General features: G+C 29.8%; 19 protein-coding genes and 1 other RNA gene. 8 read left to right on the forward strand and 12 right to left on the reverse strand.

Translation table 11 applies throughout. The annotated features are described in order from the left end of the window. Nucleotides 1-105: 105 nt before the first annotated feature. From L8X50_RS02670 to rnpB, 8 genes are all read left to right on the forward strand, one after another. Nucleotides 106-1326, forward strand: coding sequence for an argininosuccinate synthase (locus tag L8X50_RS02670; RefSeq protein WP_220566376.1), 1221 nt, complete (start codon nt 106-108; stop codon nt 1324-1326). A gap of 11 nt (nt 1327-1337) precedes the next feature. Continuing rightward, nucleotides 1338-1781, forward strand: coding sequence for a 50S ribosomal protein L9 (rplI, locus tag L8X50_RS02675; protein WP_039618280.1), 444 nt, complete (start codon nt 1338-1340; stop codon nt 1779-1781). Then, entirely contained in the window at nt 1781-2323 is a 543-nt protein-coding gene (gene hslV, locus L8X50_RS02680) for an ATP-dependent protease subunit HslV (RefSeq protein WP_133318899.1), read from the forward strand. The genes rplI and hslV overlap by 1 nt, the downstream gene beginning before the upstream one ends. After that, nucleotides 2320-3639: an ATP-dependent protease ATPase subunit HslU gene (gene hslU / locus L8X50_RS02685; protein WP_263660338.1), complete on the forward strand. Its 1320-nt coding sequence runs from the start codon at nt 2320-2322 to the stop codon at nt 3637-3639. The genes hslV and hslU overlap by 4 nt, the downstream gene beginning before the upstream one ends. Continuing rightward, the gene (era, locus tag L8X50_RS02690) at nt 3636-4508 is read left to right on the forward strand and encodes a GTPase Era (protein ID WP_263660339.1); all 873 of its coding nucleotides are present in this window, start codon (nt 3636-3638) and stop codon (nt 4506-4508) included. Before hslU ends, era begins: the two co-directional genes overlap by 4 nt. Beyond that, entirely contained in the window at nt 4498-5508 is a 1011-nt protein-coding gene (locus tag L8X50_RS02695) for a hypothetical protein (RefSeq protein WP_263660340.1), read from the forward strand. Before era ends, L8X50_RS02695 begins: the two co-directional genes overlap by 11 nt. Further along, the gene (locus tag L8X50_RS02700) at nt 5471-6010 is read left to right on the forward strand and encodes a hypothetical protein (RefSeq protein ID WP_263659840.1); all 540 of its coding nucleotides are present in this window, start codon (nt 5471-5473) and stop codon (nt 6008-6010) included. The genes L8X50_RS02695 and L8X50_RS02700 overlap by 38 nt, the downstream gene beginning before the upstream one ends. A gap of 26 nt (nt 6011-6036) precedes the next feature. Next, nucleotides 6037-6358: RNase P RNA component class A (gene rnpB / locus L8X50_RS02705), an RNA gene on the forward strand. Here the strand turns inward: rnpB and L8X50_RS02710 are convergent. From L8X50_RS02710 to L8X50_RS02765, 12 genes are all read right to left on the reverse strand, one after another. Next, a complete protein-coding gene (locus L8X50_RS02710) occupies nt 6353-6568 on the reverse strand; it encodes a hypothetical protein (RefSeq protein WP_263659841.1) in 216 nt (71 codons plus the stop codon). The genes rnpB and L8X50_RS02710 overlap by 6 nt on opposite strands. Next, complete coding sequence (gene fliS / locus L8X50_RS02715) at nt 6565-6936, reverse strand: flagellar export chaperone FliS (protein WP_133318893.1); 372 nt, start codon at nt 6934-6936, stop codon at nt 6565-6567. The genes L8X50_RS02710 and fliS overlap by 4 nt, the downstream gene beginning before the upstream one ends. Before the next feature lie 18 nt (nt 6937-6954). Next, on the reverse strand, nt 6955-9255 hold the full coding sequence (fliD, locus tag L8X50_RS02720; protein ID WP_263659842.1) for a flagellar filament capping protein FliD: 2301 nt from the start codon (nt 9253-9255) through the stop codon (nt 6955-6957). A gap of 2 nt (nt 9256-9257) precedes the next feature. Beyond that, nucleotides 9258-9599 (reverse strand): FlaG family protein, encoded by a 342-nt coding sequence (locus tag L8X50_RS02725; protein WP_133318891.1) that lies wholly within the window; start codon nt 9597-9599, stop codon nt 9258-9260. Nucleotides 9600-9718: 119 nt separating this feature from the next. Then, entirely contained in the window at nt 9719-11512 is a 1794-nt protein-coding gene (locus L8X50_RS02730; protein ID WP_263659843.1) for a menaquinone biosynthesis decarboxylase, read from the reverse strand. After that, complete coding sequence (gene hemC / locus L8X50_RS02735; protein WP_263659844.1) at nt 11513-12439, reverse strand: hydroxymethylbilane synthase; 927 nt, start codon at nt 12437-12439, stop codon at nt 11513-11515. Next, on the reverse strand, nt 12430-12825 hold the full coding sequence (locus L8X50_RS02740) for an FxsA family protein (protein ID WP_133318888.1): 396 nt from the start codon (nt 12823-12825) through the stop codon (nt 12430-12432). The genes hemC and L8X50_RS02740 overlap by 10 nt, the downstream gene beginning before the upstream one ends. Then, nucleotides 12822-14522 (reverse strand): proline--tRNA ligase, encoded by a 1701-nt coding sequence (locus L8X50_RS02745; RefSeq protein WP_263659863.1) that lies wholly within the window; start codon nt 14520-14522, stop codon nt 12822-12824. The genes L8X50_RS02740 and L8X50_RS02745 overlap by 4 nt, the downstream gene beginning before the upstream one ends. Then, entirely contained in the window at nt 14509-15816 is a 1308-nt protein-coding gene (gene hemA, locus L8X50_RS02750; protein ID WP_263659845.1) for a glutamyl-tRNA reductase, read from the reverse strand. The genes L8X50_RS02745 and hemA overlap by 14 nt, the downstream gene beginning before the upstream one ends. Beyond that, a complete protein-coding gene (locus L8X50_RS02755; protein ID WP_263659846.1) occupies nt 15816-16709 on the reverse strand; it encodes a polyprenyl synthetase family protein in 894 nt (297 codons plus the stop codon). The genes hemA and L8X50_RS02755 overlap by 1 nt, the downstream gene beginning before the upstream one ends. A gap of 47 nt (nt 16710-16756) precedes the next feature. After that, nucleotides 16757-17164: an exporting protein gene (locus L8X50_RS02760; RefSeq protein ID WP_133318977.1), complete on the reverse strand. Its 408-nt coding sequence runs from the start codon at nt 17162-17164 to the stop codon at nt 16757-16759. Between the two features lie 29 nt (nt 17165-17193). Next, nucleotides 17194-17457 carry a DUF2018 family protein gene (locus tag L8X50_RS02765; RefSeq protein ID WP_258107334.1) on the reverse strand — a complete coding sequence of 88 codons (264 nt, stop codon included), beginning with the start codon at nt 17455-17457 and terminating at the stop codon, nt 17194-17196. Nucleotide 17458: the final 1 nt, after the last annotated feature.

Genomic DNA, 17458 nt, shown 5'->3' on the forward strand with positions numbered 1-17458 from the left:
TATCAAAAAATACAAGAAAATGTTATAAAATGTCTAAATATTTTACATTATATTAAGCTAAATTCGTTAAATTTTACAATCATTTTTTTACAAAGAGGAAAGACAATGAAAAAAGATATTAAAAAAGTAGTTTTAGCATATTCTGGCGGACTTGATACAAGTATAATTTTAAAATGGCTACAAGATGAGTATAAATGTGAAGTAGTAACTTTCACAGCAGATATTGGACAAGGCGAAGAGCTTGAACCTGCTAGAAAAAAAGCGCTTTCTTTGGGTGTAAAAGAAGAAAATATTTTTATTCAAGATTTAAAAGATGAATTTGTAAAAGATTATGTGTTTCCTATGTTTAGAGCAAATGCTATTTATGAAGGAGAATATTTACTAGGTACAAGTATAGCAAGACCTTTGATAGCAAAAGCTTTAGTAGAAATAGCAAATAAAACTAATGCAGATGCTATTAGTCATGGAGCAACAGGTAAAGGAAATGATCAAGTGCGTTTTGAATTAGGTGCTTTGGCGCTAAATCCAAATTTAGCCATTATTGCTCCTTGGAGAGAATGGGATTTAAATAGCCGTGAAAAACTTTTAGCTTATGCGCAAAAACATGGTATTGATATAGCTAAAAAGCCAGGTAAGTCACCTTATTCTATGGATGCAAATTTATTGCATATTTCTTATGAGGGTTTAGTACTTGAAGATCCCGCTGCTAAACCTGAAGCGGATATGTGGCGTTGGGTGAAAGATTTAAAAGAAACTCCAAATGAAAGCGAAGTGATAGAGCTTGAGTTTAGTAAAGGCGATTTATGTGCTATTAATGGAGAAAAAATGTCTCCCGCACAACTTTTGGCAAAACTTAATGAGCTTGGTGCAAAACATGGTATAGGTCGTCTTGATATTGTTGAAAATCGCTATGTGGGTATGAAAAGTAGAGGTTGTTATGAAACTCCGGGGGGAAGCATACTTTTAAAAGCACACCGTGCTATAGAAAGTATCACTCTTGATAGAGAAGCAGCACATTTAAAAGATGAATTAATGCCAAAATATGCAAGTTTAATTTATAATGGCTATTGGTTCTCGCCTGAAAGATTAATGCTTCAAGCCTTAATTGATGAGTCACAAAAATATGTAAATGGCAAAGTTAAACTTGAATTATATAAAGGCAATGTAATGGTAATAGGCAGAGAAAGTGCGAATGATAGTTTATTTAGTGAGGCTTATTGTACTTTTGAAGAAGATGTTGTGTATGATCAAAAAGATGCAGCAGGCTTTATAAGATTAAATGCTTTGAGATTTATCATCGCAGGTAAAAATGGAAGAAAATTTTAAAAAGGAAAACAATGAAAGTATTATTAATTAAAGATGTAAAAAGCTTAGGAAAAGCAGGAGAGGTTAAAGAAGTAAAAGATGGATATGGACAAAATTTTTTAATTGCCAAAGGTTTTGCTAAAGCTGCTACGCATGAAGTTTTAAAACAATATGAAGCAGAGCAAAAGAAAAAGGCTGAAAATTTAAGATTTGAACTTGCAAATTTGGAAAAATTAAAAGAGGAATTATCTAAAATCACTATTTGTATAGCCAAGCCTGTAGGAGCTAATGGAAGCTTATTTGGTGGGGTTACTAAAGATGAAATCGCACATGCATTAAAAGATCAAAAAGGTATAGAGCTTGATAAAAAAAGCTTAGAATGTGATACTATAAAAGAGCTTGGTGTGCATGAAATTTCAGCAAAATTAGGCCATGCAATTCACGCTGTATTTAAGCTAGAAGTTAAAGGAGAATAATGTTTCACGCAACTACAATTTTAGCTTATAAAGGTAAAAATAAATCTGTAATTGGTGGAGATGGACAAGTAAGTTTTGGAAACACTGTTTTAAAAAACAATGCAGTTAAAATTAGAAAATTAAACAATGGAAAAGTATTAGCAGGTTTTGCAGGAAGCACCGCTGATGCTTTTAATCTTTTTGACATGTTTGAAAAACTACTTTCTAGTTCTAAGGGTGATTTATTAAAAGCTGCAATAGATTTTTCAAAAGAATGGCGTAAGGATAAATACCTAAGAAAACTTGAAGCAATGATGTTGGTATTAGATAGAGATCATATATTTTTACTTTCAGGAACTGGAGATGTAGTTGAGCCTGAAGATGGTGCTATAGCCGCTATTGGTAGTGGGGGTAATTATGCACTTTCTGCTGCAAGAGCTTTAGCCAAACATTCAAATTTAGATGAAGAAGAATTAGTCAAAGAAAGCTTGCAAATAGCTGGTGAAATTTGCATTTATACTAATACAAATATTAAAACTTATGTAATTGAGGATGATAAATGAATTTAACTCCAAAAGAGATTGTAAAATTTTTAGATGATTATGTAATTGGACAAAAAAACGCCAAAAAAATCATAGCAATTGCTTTAAGAAATCGTTATAGAAGAATGCAGCTTAGTCCCGAACTTCAAGATGATATCATGCCAAAAAATATTTTAATGATAGGATCAACTGGGGTTGGTAAAACAGAGATTGCAAGACGCCTTGCTAAGATGATGGGACTTCCTTTTTTAAAAGTTGAAGCAAGTAAATATACCGAAGTTGGTTTTGTTGGACGTGATGTAGAAAGCATGGTTAGAGATTTAGCTAATGCTGCTTTAAATTTAGTAAAAAACGAAGAAAAAGAAAAAAATAAAGACAAAATTAATGAATTTATAGAAAATAAAATTTTAGAAAAACTTTTACCGCCTTTACCAAAGGGTGTTAGTGAAGAAAAACAAGAAGAGTATCAAAATTCTTTAGAAAAAATGCGCGTGAAATTAAAAGCTGGTGATTTAGATGATAGCACAATAGAAGTTGAAATTTCACAAAGCGTGTTTGATACTAATCCAAATTTACCACCTGAAATGGGTGCTATGCAAGATATAGTAAAAGTTATTGGTGTGGGTAATAAAAAAGTTAAAAAAGAAATGAAAGTAAAAGATGCAAGAATAGCTCTAGCTCAAGAAGCAAGTGAAAAAATTCTTGATATGGAAAGCATTAAAGGCGAGGCTTTAAGAAGAGCTGAAAATGAAGGGATTATTTTTATCGATGAGATAGATAAAGTAGCAGTTTCAAGCTCAAATTCAAACCGCCAAGATCCAAGCAAAGAAGGGGTGCAAAGAGATTTGCTTCCTATAGTTGAAGGTAGTACTATACAAACTAAATTTGGACCTTTAAAAACTGATCATATTTTATTTATCGCAGCAGGTGCTTTTCATTTAAGCAAGCCAAGTGATTTAATCCCTGAACTTCAAGGGCGTTTTCCTTTAAGGGTTGAGCTTGATTCGCTAGATGAGGATGCTTTATATGCTATTTTAACAAGACCTAAAAATTCATTACTAACACAATACATTGAGCTTTTAAAAACTGAAAATGTAGAGCTTGTTTTTGAAGATGAGGCTATTAGAGAAATAGCAAAAATAGCAAGCAAGGCTAACGAAGAAATGCAAGATATTGGCGCAAGACGCTTACACACGGTGGTGGAAAAACTTTTGGAAGATATTAGTTTTGAAGCAGATGAATATGCTGGAAAAGTTTATAAAATAGATGATTTTAAAGTGCAAGTTAAACTTGGAGATATCATAGAAAATAAAGATTTAGCTAGGTATATCTTGTGAAAAGTGGCTTTATAAGCATAGTGGGTAGAACTAATGCGGGAAAAAGTTCTATCCTTAATTCTTTATTAGAAGAAAAAGTGGCTATGGTTTCTCATAAGCAAAATGCTACAAGAAGAAAGATTAATGCAATTATAATGCATGAGAATCATCAGCTTATTTTTATAGATACACCAGGCTTGCATGCAAGCTCTAAAGCTATGAATCAGCTTATGATTGATTTGGCGATTAAAAGCATTGTAGATTGTGATGTGATTTTATTTGTAGCTAGTATTTATGATGATATTAAAGATTATGAAAATTTTTTAAGTTTAAATCCTAAAGCGCCGCATATTGTATTAATCAATAAGGTTGATTTGGTAAAAAAAGAAGTCTTACTTAAAAAATTAAGCGAGTATTCTCAGTTTAACTCACATTTTAGCGCCATTATCCCCTATTCTGCTAAGCAAAAATTTTATAAAAAAATTCTCTTAGATGAGATGATTAAGTATTTGCCTGAACATCCGTATTATTTTGATCCTGAGTTTATTACTACCACAAATGAAAAGGATATCTATAGAGATTTTATTTTAGAAGCCATATATGAAAATTTAAGTGATGAAATTCCTTATAGCACTGAAGTAAAAATAGAAAAAATCAAAGAGCTTGAGCAAATTTATTATATTAACGCTATCATCATTACAGATAGTAATTCTCATAAAGGAATGATACTAGGTAAAGATGGAACTACAATTAAGCGTATAGGTAAAGAAGCTAGGATGAAAATAGAAAAATTAGCGCAAAAAAAGGTAATGCTAAAATTGTTCGTTCAATTAGAAAAAAATTGGCATAAAAACGAGCAAAATCTCAAAAAAATCCTTTATGATGAGTAAAAAAATCATCAAAAAAGATTTTCTTACTTATGAAAAACTTTTATATGTAAAACTTACAAATCCTATTAGTGAAGATGAAATCTTAAAAAAGAGCTTTGAGGAACTTGGTCTTAAAGATGATTTTTCATATGAGCTAAAGTATTTTCAAGATAAATCTTTTACTCATGTATTTTTGTGTAAATATGAAGATATTTTAGATGTTGATTATGTAATCCCAGAACCCCTGCTCTTTGAAGTGTATTTTAGGAATGATACAAATAGTGAAAATCTTGCATTATTATTTAAGAAAAAATACATAGTTTTAGTGGAGTATTTGGGATGTAAATTTCAAAATTGCAAAGTTATGCCATTAAATACTTATAGTAAAATATATGATGAAAAATTAAAAAATACATATAAAAACATCATAAGCATAGACGATACTCAAAATCTTAGCAGTTTTGATAAATTTAATAGTAATATTTTCTATCAAAAATTATTAAAAAAATGTGATCGAGTTAAAATTAATTTTGCCAATAAAGCAAAAATAAATCATTTAAAATCTTTTAGTTTTAAAATTTTATTAGCTTTTACATGCGGGATTTTACTAGCCTTAGTTTATCCCTTGTATTTATATACGCAAAAATCATCTTATGAAAAAGAAAAAATAAAATATGAAAATTTAATCAAAAACCAAGATGATATCTTAGAGCAAGCAAAAATAAATCAAAAACAAAATCAAGAAGTTGAAAAATTACAAGAAAAAAATAAACAAAAAGTTGATTTGTTACAAAAATTTTATGCAAATACGCTCTGCTATAAGGATTTTTATAATTTTTTAAAAGTCTTAAATTCTCATCAAAGTTATATAGAAGCTTTATATATAAAAAATAATGATTTTATCATAAAGCTTAATAAAGATTATGATTTTTATGATGATTTTAAAAAATATCATTTTGTGTTAAAAAATAAAGAGATTAACGATGAAAAAATTACTCTTGTTTTTGAAAAATCTTTATGAAAATTTAGAAAATATCTTTACGAGATTATCTAAACGCGAATTTATATTGACTTTGATAATGGCTTTTGTATTTGGTTTTTTTATAATCTATATGAGTATTTTTGAGTATTTTGAAAAACAAATGAAATTATCAAAAGATGAGTTATTTATTTTACAAGCAAAATATAAGCAAAAACAAGAATTGATTTCTGATTTTAAAGATGAAAAATTGCAATCTTTTGATAATGAAATATCCTTAGAAGAAAATAAAGATTATCAAAGTGTTTTAAAAAATATAGAAAAAAATCTCACTAAAGTAAGGTTTTTACAAATCCAAAGTCATGAAAGTCAAGATCAGTATTTTACTTATTATGATTTAAGATTGAGTTTTAATGGTGATTTTTATTTCTTAATGCAATTTTTGCAAGAACTAGATCCTTATATAAAAGTCAAAAATTTAGAGCTTGTAAAATATGAAAATGAATTAAAAATTACATTAAATCTTATTTTTACTCTAGTATAAAAATGATTTTTTTGATAAAATTTATCTAAACATGGCAAGCGATCGCTTCTTTTGAAGAGGAAAGTCCGAGCTGCAATAAGACAAGGATTCCATCTAATGGATGGCTAGGGTAACCTAAGGGAAAGTGCAACAGAAAGAAAACTACCATATTATATGGAAAAGGTGAAACGGTAGAGTAAGAGCCTACCAGTAGCTTTGGTAACAAAGCTAGCTATGTAAACCCAATCCGCAGCAAGAAGGGGTGGTTTTAGTCTTATAATATAACCCTTCGCTTGAACTTGTTTGCAAAAACAAGTCTAGATAAATGATCGCTCTTGACAGAACTCGGCTTATCGCCATGTTTTATTTTATATAAGCAGATGCTTTTTTGAGTTTTTGTAAATTTTTTGCTACTTCATCTTGCTTTTTTTTCATAAAAGCTATTGCCTCATTAGTAAGAGCCAAAGCCTCATTGGGACAATCTTTAAAGTCAGGTTTTTCTATGAGTTTAACTATTTTTTCCACATCTTCAGTATATACAGCTAGTTTAAACTCATCTATCCATTTTTTTTCACTCATTTTTGATGAACTTCTCTCCAAGCCTCTAACAAGCCTTTGACTACATTGATAACTTCATCTACTCTTGCTTCACTATTTTCTATATTTGCCAAAGAAAGAAGTTGTAATTCTCTAGTGTATAGGCCACTTAAGTAGTGTGCTATTTCCCCACCTTTTTCATAATCAAGGCAATTTAACAATTCTATAAAAATAGCACTAGCTCTTTTTACATAATACACTCTTTCTTCTATATTTCCATTTTGAATAGCTATTTTTATCCTACTTGCAAAGCGTAAAATCCCGCTATATAACATCTCTATAAGTTTTTCTTGGGATTCTACACCAGTTTGATTTTGTGAATACGCATTATATACTGCACTATTTAGCATTTAAATCCTCTCTATTTTTTAAGAATTTTGATTATTTGCTGCATTAATCATATTTGTAATAACACTTGCTTGGTTATTTAATTTTGCAATTATACCATCATATGCAGCCCATCTTGACCACATTGTGTCATATCTGCTTTCTATGGATTTTTTAGTATTTTCTATAGTTTCGTTTAGATTTTTTGATTCTTTGGTTAAAGAGTCTTTATAACCCCCAAAAGAACCATCAGAGCTCATCATCTCACCCATAGTGTTTTTTAATACCCCAAAGGTTCCAGTTTCTTCTTTGTAAACTGAATATATAGTTTTTGGACTTAAGCCAAATTTTTTCAAAAAGTCTTTATCGCCTTGAATTTCTAGATTACTTCCTGATGTTCCTTTGATTCTAAATTGGATTTGCTGATTATTGTTACCTTGATTAATGATTTCAAAACTAGCTTCTAAACCTTCTAAGCCAAAACTATTTATATGATCAACTAAATTTTTAGCTTTTTCTATATCATCTTTTCCTGTTAGTTTAAAAGGATCTCCATTGGCAGTTTTACTTAAATCTATAGTTTCATCATTATAAGTAATGGTAAAATTACCTTCTTTGAATTCTATATCGCCACTATCAAGCTTACTTACTCTATCTCCTGTTAGATCAATGTCTTCAAAGCCATTGTGTCCTACGAAAAATTTCTCAGCCATTTCAGGATCTTCATTAAACTTAGCATTAAATTTTCCAGAGTCAAAGGTTAAAACCCCATCATTTAAAGTCAAACCATAATCAGCTAAAGATAAACTTACTTTTGAAGAAACTTTAACACCATCTGAAGTATCACTATCTCCAACTGTGATTGTTCCATCTACTGTGATAGTTTGAAGCAAAATATTGTTAATTTGTGATTTTATATTATAAATCGAGCTTACACCTACGAAATTTCCTTTTGTCCCTGCATCAGGATCGTATTTTGTCGCTGCATTAAGATTGATCATCAAATCATTATAAGCAGTAGCTAAGCTTTCTAAAGATTGTGCTATGGCTTCAGTATCTTGAGTAACATTGAAACTAATTTCACCCTTTTGTTTAAGCTCTAGGGTAATATCAGGTCCTATATCTGTGATGGTATTAGTTGATCTAATCATCTTAACGCCATCTACACTAAAGATAGCATCCATACCTTTTTGGATATGGTTTTCATTGTCTTTGGAAACATTGTAGCCTTGTGGTGTGCTATAATCTAAATCAATTCCAAATTTTTTACTTAGTAAATTTTTGGCATTTGGATCTCTAGTATAATTTGCTTGATCTATATTGCCATCAGCATCAGTTGCATAACCACCATCAAAAAGACTTAATTCACCACCATTAGTAGCTCTAAAAGTAAAAGACTTTTTATCTTCGCTAAAGCTTAATTCTACTTTTCCATTAGTTTGTTTTTTTAAATCCTCTGCTAAACTTTCATAGGTTGTTTGATCATTTATATCTATAGTAAATCTATCATATCTTTCACCATTTTTTATAACAAAAGTAAAAGAAGTGTTTTGACCTGATTCAAGTAATTTATCAGAAGTGCTTCCAACAACTTTTCCGGTTATTTTATCTTTTTCATTTCCAGCATTTTGAGGTCTAAAACCATACAAACCACCTGCACTAATGCTATCTTTATCAAGTTTCCAGCCCATAGCTTCTAAAAGTTTATCATCGCCTGAAAAAGAGATATTGTTTTTAGTTCCTGTTTCAGTGCTTTGCACTACTAAACGATAAGGATTGTCTCTATCTCCGGTATTTACTAGCTTAGCTTCTATTTTACCACCTGTGGCGGAATTGATTTTTTCAGCAAGTTGAGCTACGGTTGTACTTTTATCAATTTCTATTTTATAGTCTTTTCCATCTTGGGTAATAGTAAAAGAAGCTTTGCCATTTTCATCACCTTCTATACCTAAACTGCCCATGACGGTAGAGGTTTTGTCTTTAAAACCATTGCTTTGATAAACATCTTTTTGAGCAAGTTGATCGACTATGACTTTCATATTTGAAAGATTAGATAAAGAGCCTACAACCAAGCTAGCAGCAGCGCTATCGCCACTTACACTAGGAGAAACTTTCTTTTTGTTAAATTGAGAAGTATCGCCAAGACTATTTACAGCAGTTTGAAAAGCAAGTAGTTTAGCTTCAAGCTCTGCTAAGTCTTTTTGTCTTGAAGTGTTAGTTTCAAGTTGTGTGTTATAAAGCTTTAAGTGAGCATTCATTTCTGCTTCTTTAAGCTTATTAAGTGTATCGCTTGTTAAAACTCCCGAACCTATACCTAAACTTCCTAAACTACCTACTGCCATGATTAACTCTCCTTATCAAAAATGGTGCCAATAACACCTTTAAAATGTTCTATTAATTTCATAACTTCTTCACTAGGAATTTTGCGTATTAATCTACCTGTGTCTTTTTCGGTGACATTTACATACATTTCGTTTATTTTATCATTATACGCAAAACGCACATTTGTTTCCAATGTCTCCATTTGTCTATTAAGTTTTTCTGTTGCGTTTTTTAATTTTTCATTTAAATTCTCATCTTGATCATTTAAATCAACTTGTTGCTTATTCTCTTGAGATGGCTTTTCAACACTTTTTGTGTTAAAATGAGTTATATTTGTATCCCTTTGAATATTGCTAATGTCCATTTTAAACTCCTTTTTAAAAGACTCTAAAACACACTATCGACACAATTTTAAAAAACTTAATATTTAAATTAAAAATATATATATTTAATAAGCAAAAAGTGTTCTCAAAAAGTTTAAAATTAAAAAATTTCAAACTTTTTGAAGAATTTTTCATCATTTACAAGTAATTTTTTTGCAATAAGTCTGTCTATAACTTCTTTGGAGCAATTTGTCATTAAAGGCCACTCTTTATGATAATCTTCTAATGATCCTTTATTTGTCGCATCAATTGCAACACAATCTTTTTTGATAAATATATCTCTTTTTGCATCGATATTATTTACCACACGCCAAATTAACATATAAGGATTTTCCAAAATAGCATCTGAATCTAAAAAAACTAAAATTCTAAAATGTTTTTTATAAATTTGTAGTTTTTCAAAAATTTGAGCAATTTTTTCTTTTTTATCAATTAAGATCACACAAATTGGAGCAAAGGTTTGGGTGTAAAATTGTTTTAATTTTAAAATATTTTGATCTTTTTCTTTAAAAAGTGAAAACAAAGCTTCATCACTTAGAATTTCAAGTTCAACTTTTTTCTCATCACCACACGCATCAAGTCCTGCTTTACCACCGTAACAATAAGTGCTTGAAGCATGATCGAGTTGATCGCAAATTCCTTCACTAATAAGTAATTTTTCTTCATCAAAGCGATTAAGTATATAAGGTATGAGCTTGTCATAATCTTGCAAGCAAGGTGCATTTTCATCGACAAAAATAGCATGTTTTGCAAAACTCATTTGCCCTACTCCCCAAAAAGTATGCATTACTTGTTTTGCATGAGCTGGATATTTTGCTTCTATTTTGGCTAAGATTAAATTATGAAAAACTCCATTTTCAGGCATGTTATAATCTATCAAATCAGGTGCGTTAGTTTGAAGTAAAGGTAGAAAAACTCTTTCTGTGCCAAGCCCCATGTATTTATCTTCTAAAGGCGGTTTTCCTACAACCGTAGCTTGATAAATCGCATTTTTTTTAGCAAAGATTTTTTCTACTTTTAAGACAGGACAAAGTTCAACAGGAGTATAAAAGCCTGTATGATCTCCAAAAGGTCCCTCGGGTGCAAATTCATTTGGATTTACAAAACCTTCAATCACAAAATCACTATCATAAGGCACATAGAGGTGATTGCTTTTGCATTTTGCCAAAATAGCAGGTTTTTTCTTAATAAAACCATAAAGTAAAAGTTCAAAAATACCTTTTGGTAAAGGCGCTTGAGCACACCAAATATATAAAGGATCTCCACCTATGGCTATACTTACTGGCATTTTTTGATTTGCTTTTTTATACTCATGAAAAAAATGGCTCGCGTCTTTGTGAATTTGCCAATGCATAAGCAAGGTTTTTTCATCAACTACTTGCAAGCGATACATTCCAAGATTATTTTGTTTTCCATTTATGCTTTGAGTATAAACTTGCCCCATAGTGATAAAAGGTGCAGCGTCTTTTTCCCAAGTTTTTAAAATAGGTATTTCATATAAAGAATTTAAGCTTTTGTAGTTAAATTCTCCATCTTTTTTGATGCGTTTTGGTGGGATATTTTTTAAATCAAGCAAGGTTTTGAAAAAATTTAATTTCGCACCAAAGCTTTGCGGTATGTGCATTTTAAGTAAAGAGCTAATTTCTTTAGCTACATCTTCATAATCTTTTCCAAATGCTAAATTTAAAGCTTTTTTACTGCAAAAAGTATTTAATAATACAGGATAATCGTATTTTTTACCATTTTTTACTGCATTAGTAAAAAGCAAGGCTTTAGAGTCTTCTTTTTTAACTTCTATATAAGCTAAATGTGCCATTTCAAGTTCTACATCTACTGGCTCATGGATGGTTTTTAATAAATTATTTTTTTCTAAAAGCTCTACGAATTTTTGCATTTATATCATACTCTCTGCTTCTTTTAAAATTTCTTTTGCACCTTTTGCTATCATTTCTTTGGCTAAAAGCTCGCCTGCATTTGAGTAATTTTGCTTATCAATCACTCTTTTTTCTTTTAAAATTTTACTTGCATCGGGTAAGCCCACTATGGCGCGAATTTCTATTTTTTCATCAATGATTTTTGCATTAATTCCTATAGGTACTTGACAACCACCTTCTAGGGTTTTTATAAAATCTCTTTCTATATAAGTTTCTACAAAGGCATTTTTATCGTTTAAGCATTCAAGGTATTTTAAAATTTGTTTATCATCAATGCTTTCTATACCTAAAGCTCCTTGAGAAGCTGCAGGTATCATCTCATCAAGCTCAAAAGCCCTAATGTACTTTATTTCTTTATCTAAACCCAAGCGTTTAATGCCAGCTAGAGCTAAAATAATAGCATCAAATTCCTTAGCTTTAAGTTTTTCTAAGCGTGAGTTGATATTACCTCTTAGAGAAATGATATTTAAATCAGGTCTTAACGCTAAAAGCTGCATTCTTCTTCTAAGACTTGTAGTGCCTACTTTTGCACCTTTTGGAAGAGCATTTAAGTTTTCATAATATTCACTTAAAAAAGCATCATTTACCACTTCTCTTTTTGAAATAGCAGCTAAAACTAAGCCATCAGGAAAGAAGCTTGGCACATCTTTTAAGCTATGCACAGCTAAGTGTGAATCACCTCTTAACATACTTTCTTCAAGTTCTTTTGTAAAAAGTCCTTTTCCACCTATTTTAGCTAAAGGAGAATCAAGTAAAACATCACCTTTAGTTTTAAAACCCTCTAAAGAAATTTCTAAATCAGAATGTGTTTGTAATAATTTATTTTTTATATACTCACTTTGCCATAATGCAAGTTGGCTTTTTCTTGTTGCGATGATTAATTGCATTTTTTATGCTCCTGTATGATTTCTACATCTATGATTTCTTCTTCGTTGTTTGTTTGATGATATTTTCTTTTTTGTTTTGTAAATAATTTTAATATCATCATAAAAAATAAGAGTAAAATTCCCAAAAATGTGCTTAAAATTCCTGGTATTAAAAGTAAAATTCCAACTATAGTTAAGGAAAATAATTTAATCATACCAAATAAATTAGTATTGGCATTTTGCATAGTTATGAGATTTGTCCAAGTCTTTGCTAAAAACATTGCTCCTAAAAACATACTTGCAAAAACTATCATAAAAAAATTTAAAAAACCAAAAAAGACTATAAATAAAATACTAGCAATCAATTCTAAAATCAAAAAAGCACTTAAATTTGTTTTTGCTATCATAAAATTTTCTCTAAGTGTGAAATTACTTCTTGGGTTTTTAAAACTTGTTTTTCTAGAGTATTTCTATGGATTAACTCTACTTCATCGCTTTCTAAACCCTTACCTATAACTAAAGCATAAGGAAAGCCCATTAATTCAAAATCATTAATCTTTACACCAAAACGCTCATTTCTATCATCAAACAAAATTTCTTTATCTTTAAAATGAGTATAAATTTGCTCGGCAAATTCCATAGCTTTTGTATCTTTTATATTAGAAACGATAATATCTAAAACAAAAGGAGCTAGAGTTTTATTCCAAATACAACCTTTTTCATCATGGCTTGCTTCTATGGCAACAGCTACTAAACGGCTCACCCCCATACCATAACAACCCATAGTGAAAAATTGAGCTTTACCATTTTCATCTAAATAGCTTGCATTCATTGCTTTTGAGTATTTATTTCCAAGTTTAAAAATATGTCCTACTTCAATACCTTTGCTTTGCTTAAGCTTGTGCTGACATTTTGGACAAAGATCATGCTCTTTAACTGCGGCAAGATCTTTAAAGCGTTCTTTGTTTAAATTTACAACATTGATTCCAACCAAATGATAATCTTTTTTATTTGCTCCAATAATCATATTTGTTTCATTTTCAAGCTCATGATCAATATAAAAATCAACTCCATTTAATCCTACAAAACCAATAAATCCTGGTACTAAACCTGCTTTTTCTAATTCTTCTTCACTTACATCGGCCAATTCTAATGCATTTGCTGCATTTAGTGCTTTAACTTCTTGCAGTTCATCATCGCCGCGTATAAAAAATACTACAATTTTTTCTTCATTTTCATAAATAGCTTTTTTAGCAATAGCTTTAACAGTATAGTAAGGATTAATTTTAAAAAATTCTGCTAATTCTTCTATAGTTTTTACATTTGGAGTGTGAAATTGTGTAGCAAAGTCAGCTTCTGGTCTTTCATCTTCGCAACTTTTTTTAGCTCTTTTTGCTGCTTCGATATTTGCAGCATAATCACAATGCTCACATAATAATATATCATCTTCGCCATTTTTAGCCAAAACCATAAATTCTTTTGAACCACTTCCGCCAATAGCCCCGCTATCAGCTTCAACAGCTCTAAAATCAAGCCCTAATCTTGTAAGAATTTTACTATAAGTTTCATGCATAAGATTAAATTCTTTATCTAAATCAGCTTCATTGCTATGAAAACTATAGCCATCTTTCATTAAAAATTCTCTACATCTTAAAAGCCCAAATCTAGGTCTAGCTTCATCTCTAAATTTAAGTCCTATTTGATATAAATGCAAAGGAAGTTGCTTGTAAGAATTTACTTTATTTCTAACCAAAGCTACTATGGCTTCTTCATGAGTTGGTCCTAAGACAAAATCATTTTCTTTTCTATCTTTAAAGCGTAAAAGCTCTTTACCAAAAACATTAAATCTCCCACTTTCTTTCCAAAGTTCAGCTGGGGTATTAAAGCTTAAATTTACTTCCAAAGCTCCCGCTTTATCCATTTCTTCTTTGATGATATTTTTAATCTTATCTAAAACTCTTTTTCCTAAAGGTAAAAAATTATACAAACCACTTCCAATTTGTTCTACAAAAGCACCCTTAACTAAAAATATATGACTTGGCAGGGTAGCATCTTTTGGATTTTCTTTTGTGCTTATGGCATAAAATTTACTAAATTTCATGATTATTCTCCAAATTAAATTCACATTTATAGAAGTTTAAACCTTCCATGCTTTCATTTTTTAAATCAAACACATAACGCATGGCATTTACAACAGAGTCATTTTGCATAGTTCCACTTAGTTTTTTTAAATTTACACTAGGATGATGTAAAAATGCATTCATCACCTGTCTTATAAGCTTTCTTGCTTCTTCATGATTTGAGTGTTTTAAATATCCTTTATCTATGGCCTTTTGTAATTGTTCTTTAGCGATTTCATCAGCTTGCAAGCGTAATTGCTTAACCAAAGGTAAGGTTGCTAGTTTGCTTAGATGTTGGAAAAACTCATTTGTTATAGCACCTACTATAGAATAAGCAATCTGGGCTTGATGTTCTCTTAGTGTTAAATTTTTTCTTACAACTTCTTCTAAATCATCAACAGCATAAACTATATTTTTTTCATTTGCTTTTACATCAATATCCCTAGGCACTGCTATATCAAAAAAATATCTTTTATAATCTTTTTCTTCTAATATGTCATTAGTTATGATAGCATGTGGAGCATTTGTGGCGCTAAAAAATATCTCATATTTATTTAATGCTTCTTTTAAATTTGCGATACTTTCACAACTTGCATTTTCACCCAAATCCTCACAAAGCTTTTGGGCATTTTGTATATCTCTATTTAATATCAATACTTTGGCCTTAGCATTTAATAAATGCTTACAGGCTAACTCGCTCATTTCCCCTGCACCTACTACAACTGCAGTTTTATTTTCTAAATTTATAAGCTCTTTAGCTTTTGCTACCGCTACTGAAGCAACTGAAATAGGATTTTTGGAAATTTCAGTTTGATTTCTAATATTTGCTGCACATTTAAAAGCATAATGGACTGCTCTAGTTAAATGCACACCACATCTTTGTTCTTGTAGAGCAAATTTATAAGCATCTTTTAATTGTCCAGCAATTTGTGTTTCTCCAATAACTAAACTATCAAGTGAGCTTGCCACAGAAAATAAATGATGGATAGCCCCACTATCTTCATAAAAATCAGCTTTTGCGCTTAAATTTTCTTTATCAACCCCACAAAGTAAACTAAGTGTTTTTAAAATATGTTCATTGATACTTTCAATTTCTCCGATAAAAAGAAAAATTTCAACTCTATTGCAAGTGCTAAGCACTAAACTTTCTAGAATTTTATTATTAGTATGGATTAATCTTAATAATTCTCTTTTTTTATCTTCATTGGAAAAGGAAAGTTTTTCTCTAGTAGCAATATCTGTATTTTTGTGCGTAAAACTGATACAATAATAATGCATTAAAATTCCCTTTCTATCATACTTTTAATAATATCTTCTAAATCTTTTATATTGTATTTTTCTATGGCTTTTAAGGCATTATTTGCATAGGTGTTTAATTCTTGACCAATTTGATTAAAAATTTCATGCTCTTGCATTTTATTTTTAATCCAAGTAAGTTCATCTATGTTTAAATCTTTCTTGTAATAAGACTTAAGTATTTCTTGATCTTGTGGATTTAATTTTCCATATAAATACATATAAGCAAGGGTGGTTTTACCTTCTTTAAAATCATTCATGGCGGGTTTGCCTAAGGTTTGTTCATCGCCTTTGATATCTAAAATATCATCTACAATTTGAAAAGCCAAGCCCAAGTTTTTACCATATTCTGCAAAATCATCTTCATTTAAATTAGCAAGTATAGCCCCACATCTTGCACTAGCTTCGATTAAAACGGCTGTTTTGTTATATATCATTTGCAAATAAGCGTTTTTATCGGTATTGAAAGTTTCGCTTAAATTTACATCCATTAATTCACCAATGGAAAGCTTTACAACAGCATTGGAGATGATTTTTGCTAATTTTAAATCTATTAAAGAAAGTTCATAGAAGGCTTTTGAGTATAAAATATCTCCAAGCATGATAGCATTTTTGGCTCCAAATTGTTCATTGATAGATTTTACACCTCTTCTTAATTTTGCTTCATCAATCACATCATCATGCAATAAGCTTGCAGCATGGATTAATTCTATAATGGCACAAATTTTATAACTAATATCGTTTTCACTAGCTATTTTTAAAAGTAATTTTGAGCGTAATTTTTTACCGCCTTGAAGTTTTGAACTCATTGTTAAAATAGGCTTGTAATTTAATTCAGATAAAAATTCATGCATATATTGATCTATCTTTTGCACCATGCTTTCCTTAATTTTCTTATAATTATATTTTATTAAATTTTACTTTAGTTTTGATTAAGAGTGACTTTTCTAGGATCTAAAAATTCCACTTCTAATCTTTTATCTCTATCTTCTATGTAGATAGTGAAAATAGCCTCACCTTTTTTAAAATCACTAAATTCAAGTATTAATCTTGCTCTATCTATGTGTGGATTTTTATAATCAGGCACTAAAGTTTGATCTACCCAATTTAAATTTCTTCTTAAAGACATCACAAATTGCCTAGGGTATTTTTTATACCTTGAATGAACGATGATATTAGTTTGATCAAATAAAGTCCATGAAAAGTCAAAATAATAAATCTCATCAGGATAGTCAATTTCTTTTATTTTTACACTTGCTTTTTCATCTTTACTTAAGGTAAATTTATAAGTATAATCAAAAAATACTTCAGCTTTTAAAAAATTAAACATCAAAAATAAAGATAAGAATAAACGCAAAATCAACCCTCATGCCCTAAAATTTCAGCACTTAAGCCTATATAAAAATCATTTTTTCTCTCATCTATTAAGAGTGAATTTTCCATTTGAAATTGTGCTACATCATTTTCATTTAAATTATTTTTTTCTAAAAGCTCTATCATAGCGATATGATCGGCTAATAATTTTTCTAAAACATTTTCTAATGCACCTAAATTTGCATATTTTATTGTTTCAATAAATTTTTCTTTAGGGCTTTTTGCAAACATTTCATCAAAAATATCCATT

This window comes from Campylobacter sp. CNRCH_2013_0898h (genome assembly GCF_025772965.1).
In the GTDB taxonomy this organism is placed as follows: domain Bacteria; phylum Campylobacterota; class Campylobacteria; order Campylobacterales; family Campylobacteraceae; genus Campylobacter_D; species Campylobacter_D lari_D.

Coding starts and splice junctions, on each gene's coding strand:
- L8X50_RS02670 (WP_220566376.1), top strand. CDS start 106: ATGAAAAAAGATATTAAAAAAGTAGTTTTAGCATATTCTGGCGGACTT.
- rplI (WP_039618280.1), top strand. CDS start 1,338: ATGAAAGTATTATTAATTAAAGATGTAAAAAGCTTAGGAAAAGCAGGA.
- hslV (WP_133318899.1), top strand. CDS start 1,781: ATGTTTCACGCAACTACAATTTTAGCTTATAAAGGTAAAAATAAATCT.
- hslU (WP_263660338.1), top strand. CDS start 2,320: ATGAATTTAACTCCAAAAGAGATTGTAAAATTTTTAGATGATTATGTA.
- L8X50_RS02695 (WP_263660340.1), top strand. CDS start 4,498: ATGATGAGTAAAAAAATCATCAAAAAAGATTTTCTTACTTATGAAAAA.
- L8X50_RS02700 (WP_263659840.1), top strand. CDS start 5,471: ATGAAAAAATTACTCTTGTTTTTGAAAAATCTTTATGAAAATTTAGAA.
- L8X50_RS02710 (WP_263659841.1), bottom strand. CDS start 6,568: ATGAGTGAAAAAAAATGGATAGATGAGTTTAAACTAGCTGTATATACT.
- fliS (WP_133318893.1), bottom strand. CDS start 6,936: ATGCTAAATAGTGCAGTATATAATGCGTATTCACAAAATCAAACTGGT.
- fliD (WP_263659842.1), bottom strand. CDS start 9,255: ATGGCAGTAGGTAGTTTAGGAAGTTTAGGTATAGGTTCGGGAGTTTTA.
- L8X50_RS02725 (WP_133318891.1), bottom strand. CDS start 9,599: ATGGACATTAGCAATATTCAAAGGGATACAAATATAACTCATTTTAAC.
- L8X50_RS02730 (WP_263659843.1), bottom strand. CDS start 11,512: ATGCAAAAATTCGTAGAGCTTTTAGAAAAAAATAATTTATTAAAAACC.
- hemC (WP_263659844.1), bottom strand. CDS start 12,439: ATGCAATTAATCATCGCAACAAGAAAAAGCCAACTTGCATTATGGCAA.
- L8X50_RS02740 (WP_133318888.1), bottom strand. CDS start 12,825: ATGATAGCAAAAACAAATTTAAGTGCTTTTTTGATTTTAGAATTGATT.
- hemA (WP_263659845.1), bottom strand. CDS start 15,816: ATGCATTATTATTGTATCAGTTTTACGCACAAAAATACAGATATTGCT.
- L8X50_RS02760 (WP_133318977.1), bottom strand. CDS start 17,164: ATGTTTAATTTTTTAAAAGCTGAAGTATTTTTTGATTATACTTATAAA.
- L8X50_RS02765 (WP_258107334.1), bottom strand. CDS start 17,457: ATGGATATTTTTGATGAAATGTTTGCAAAAAGCCCTAAAGAAAAATTT.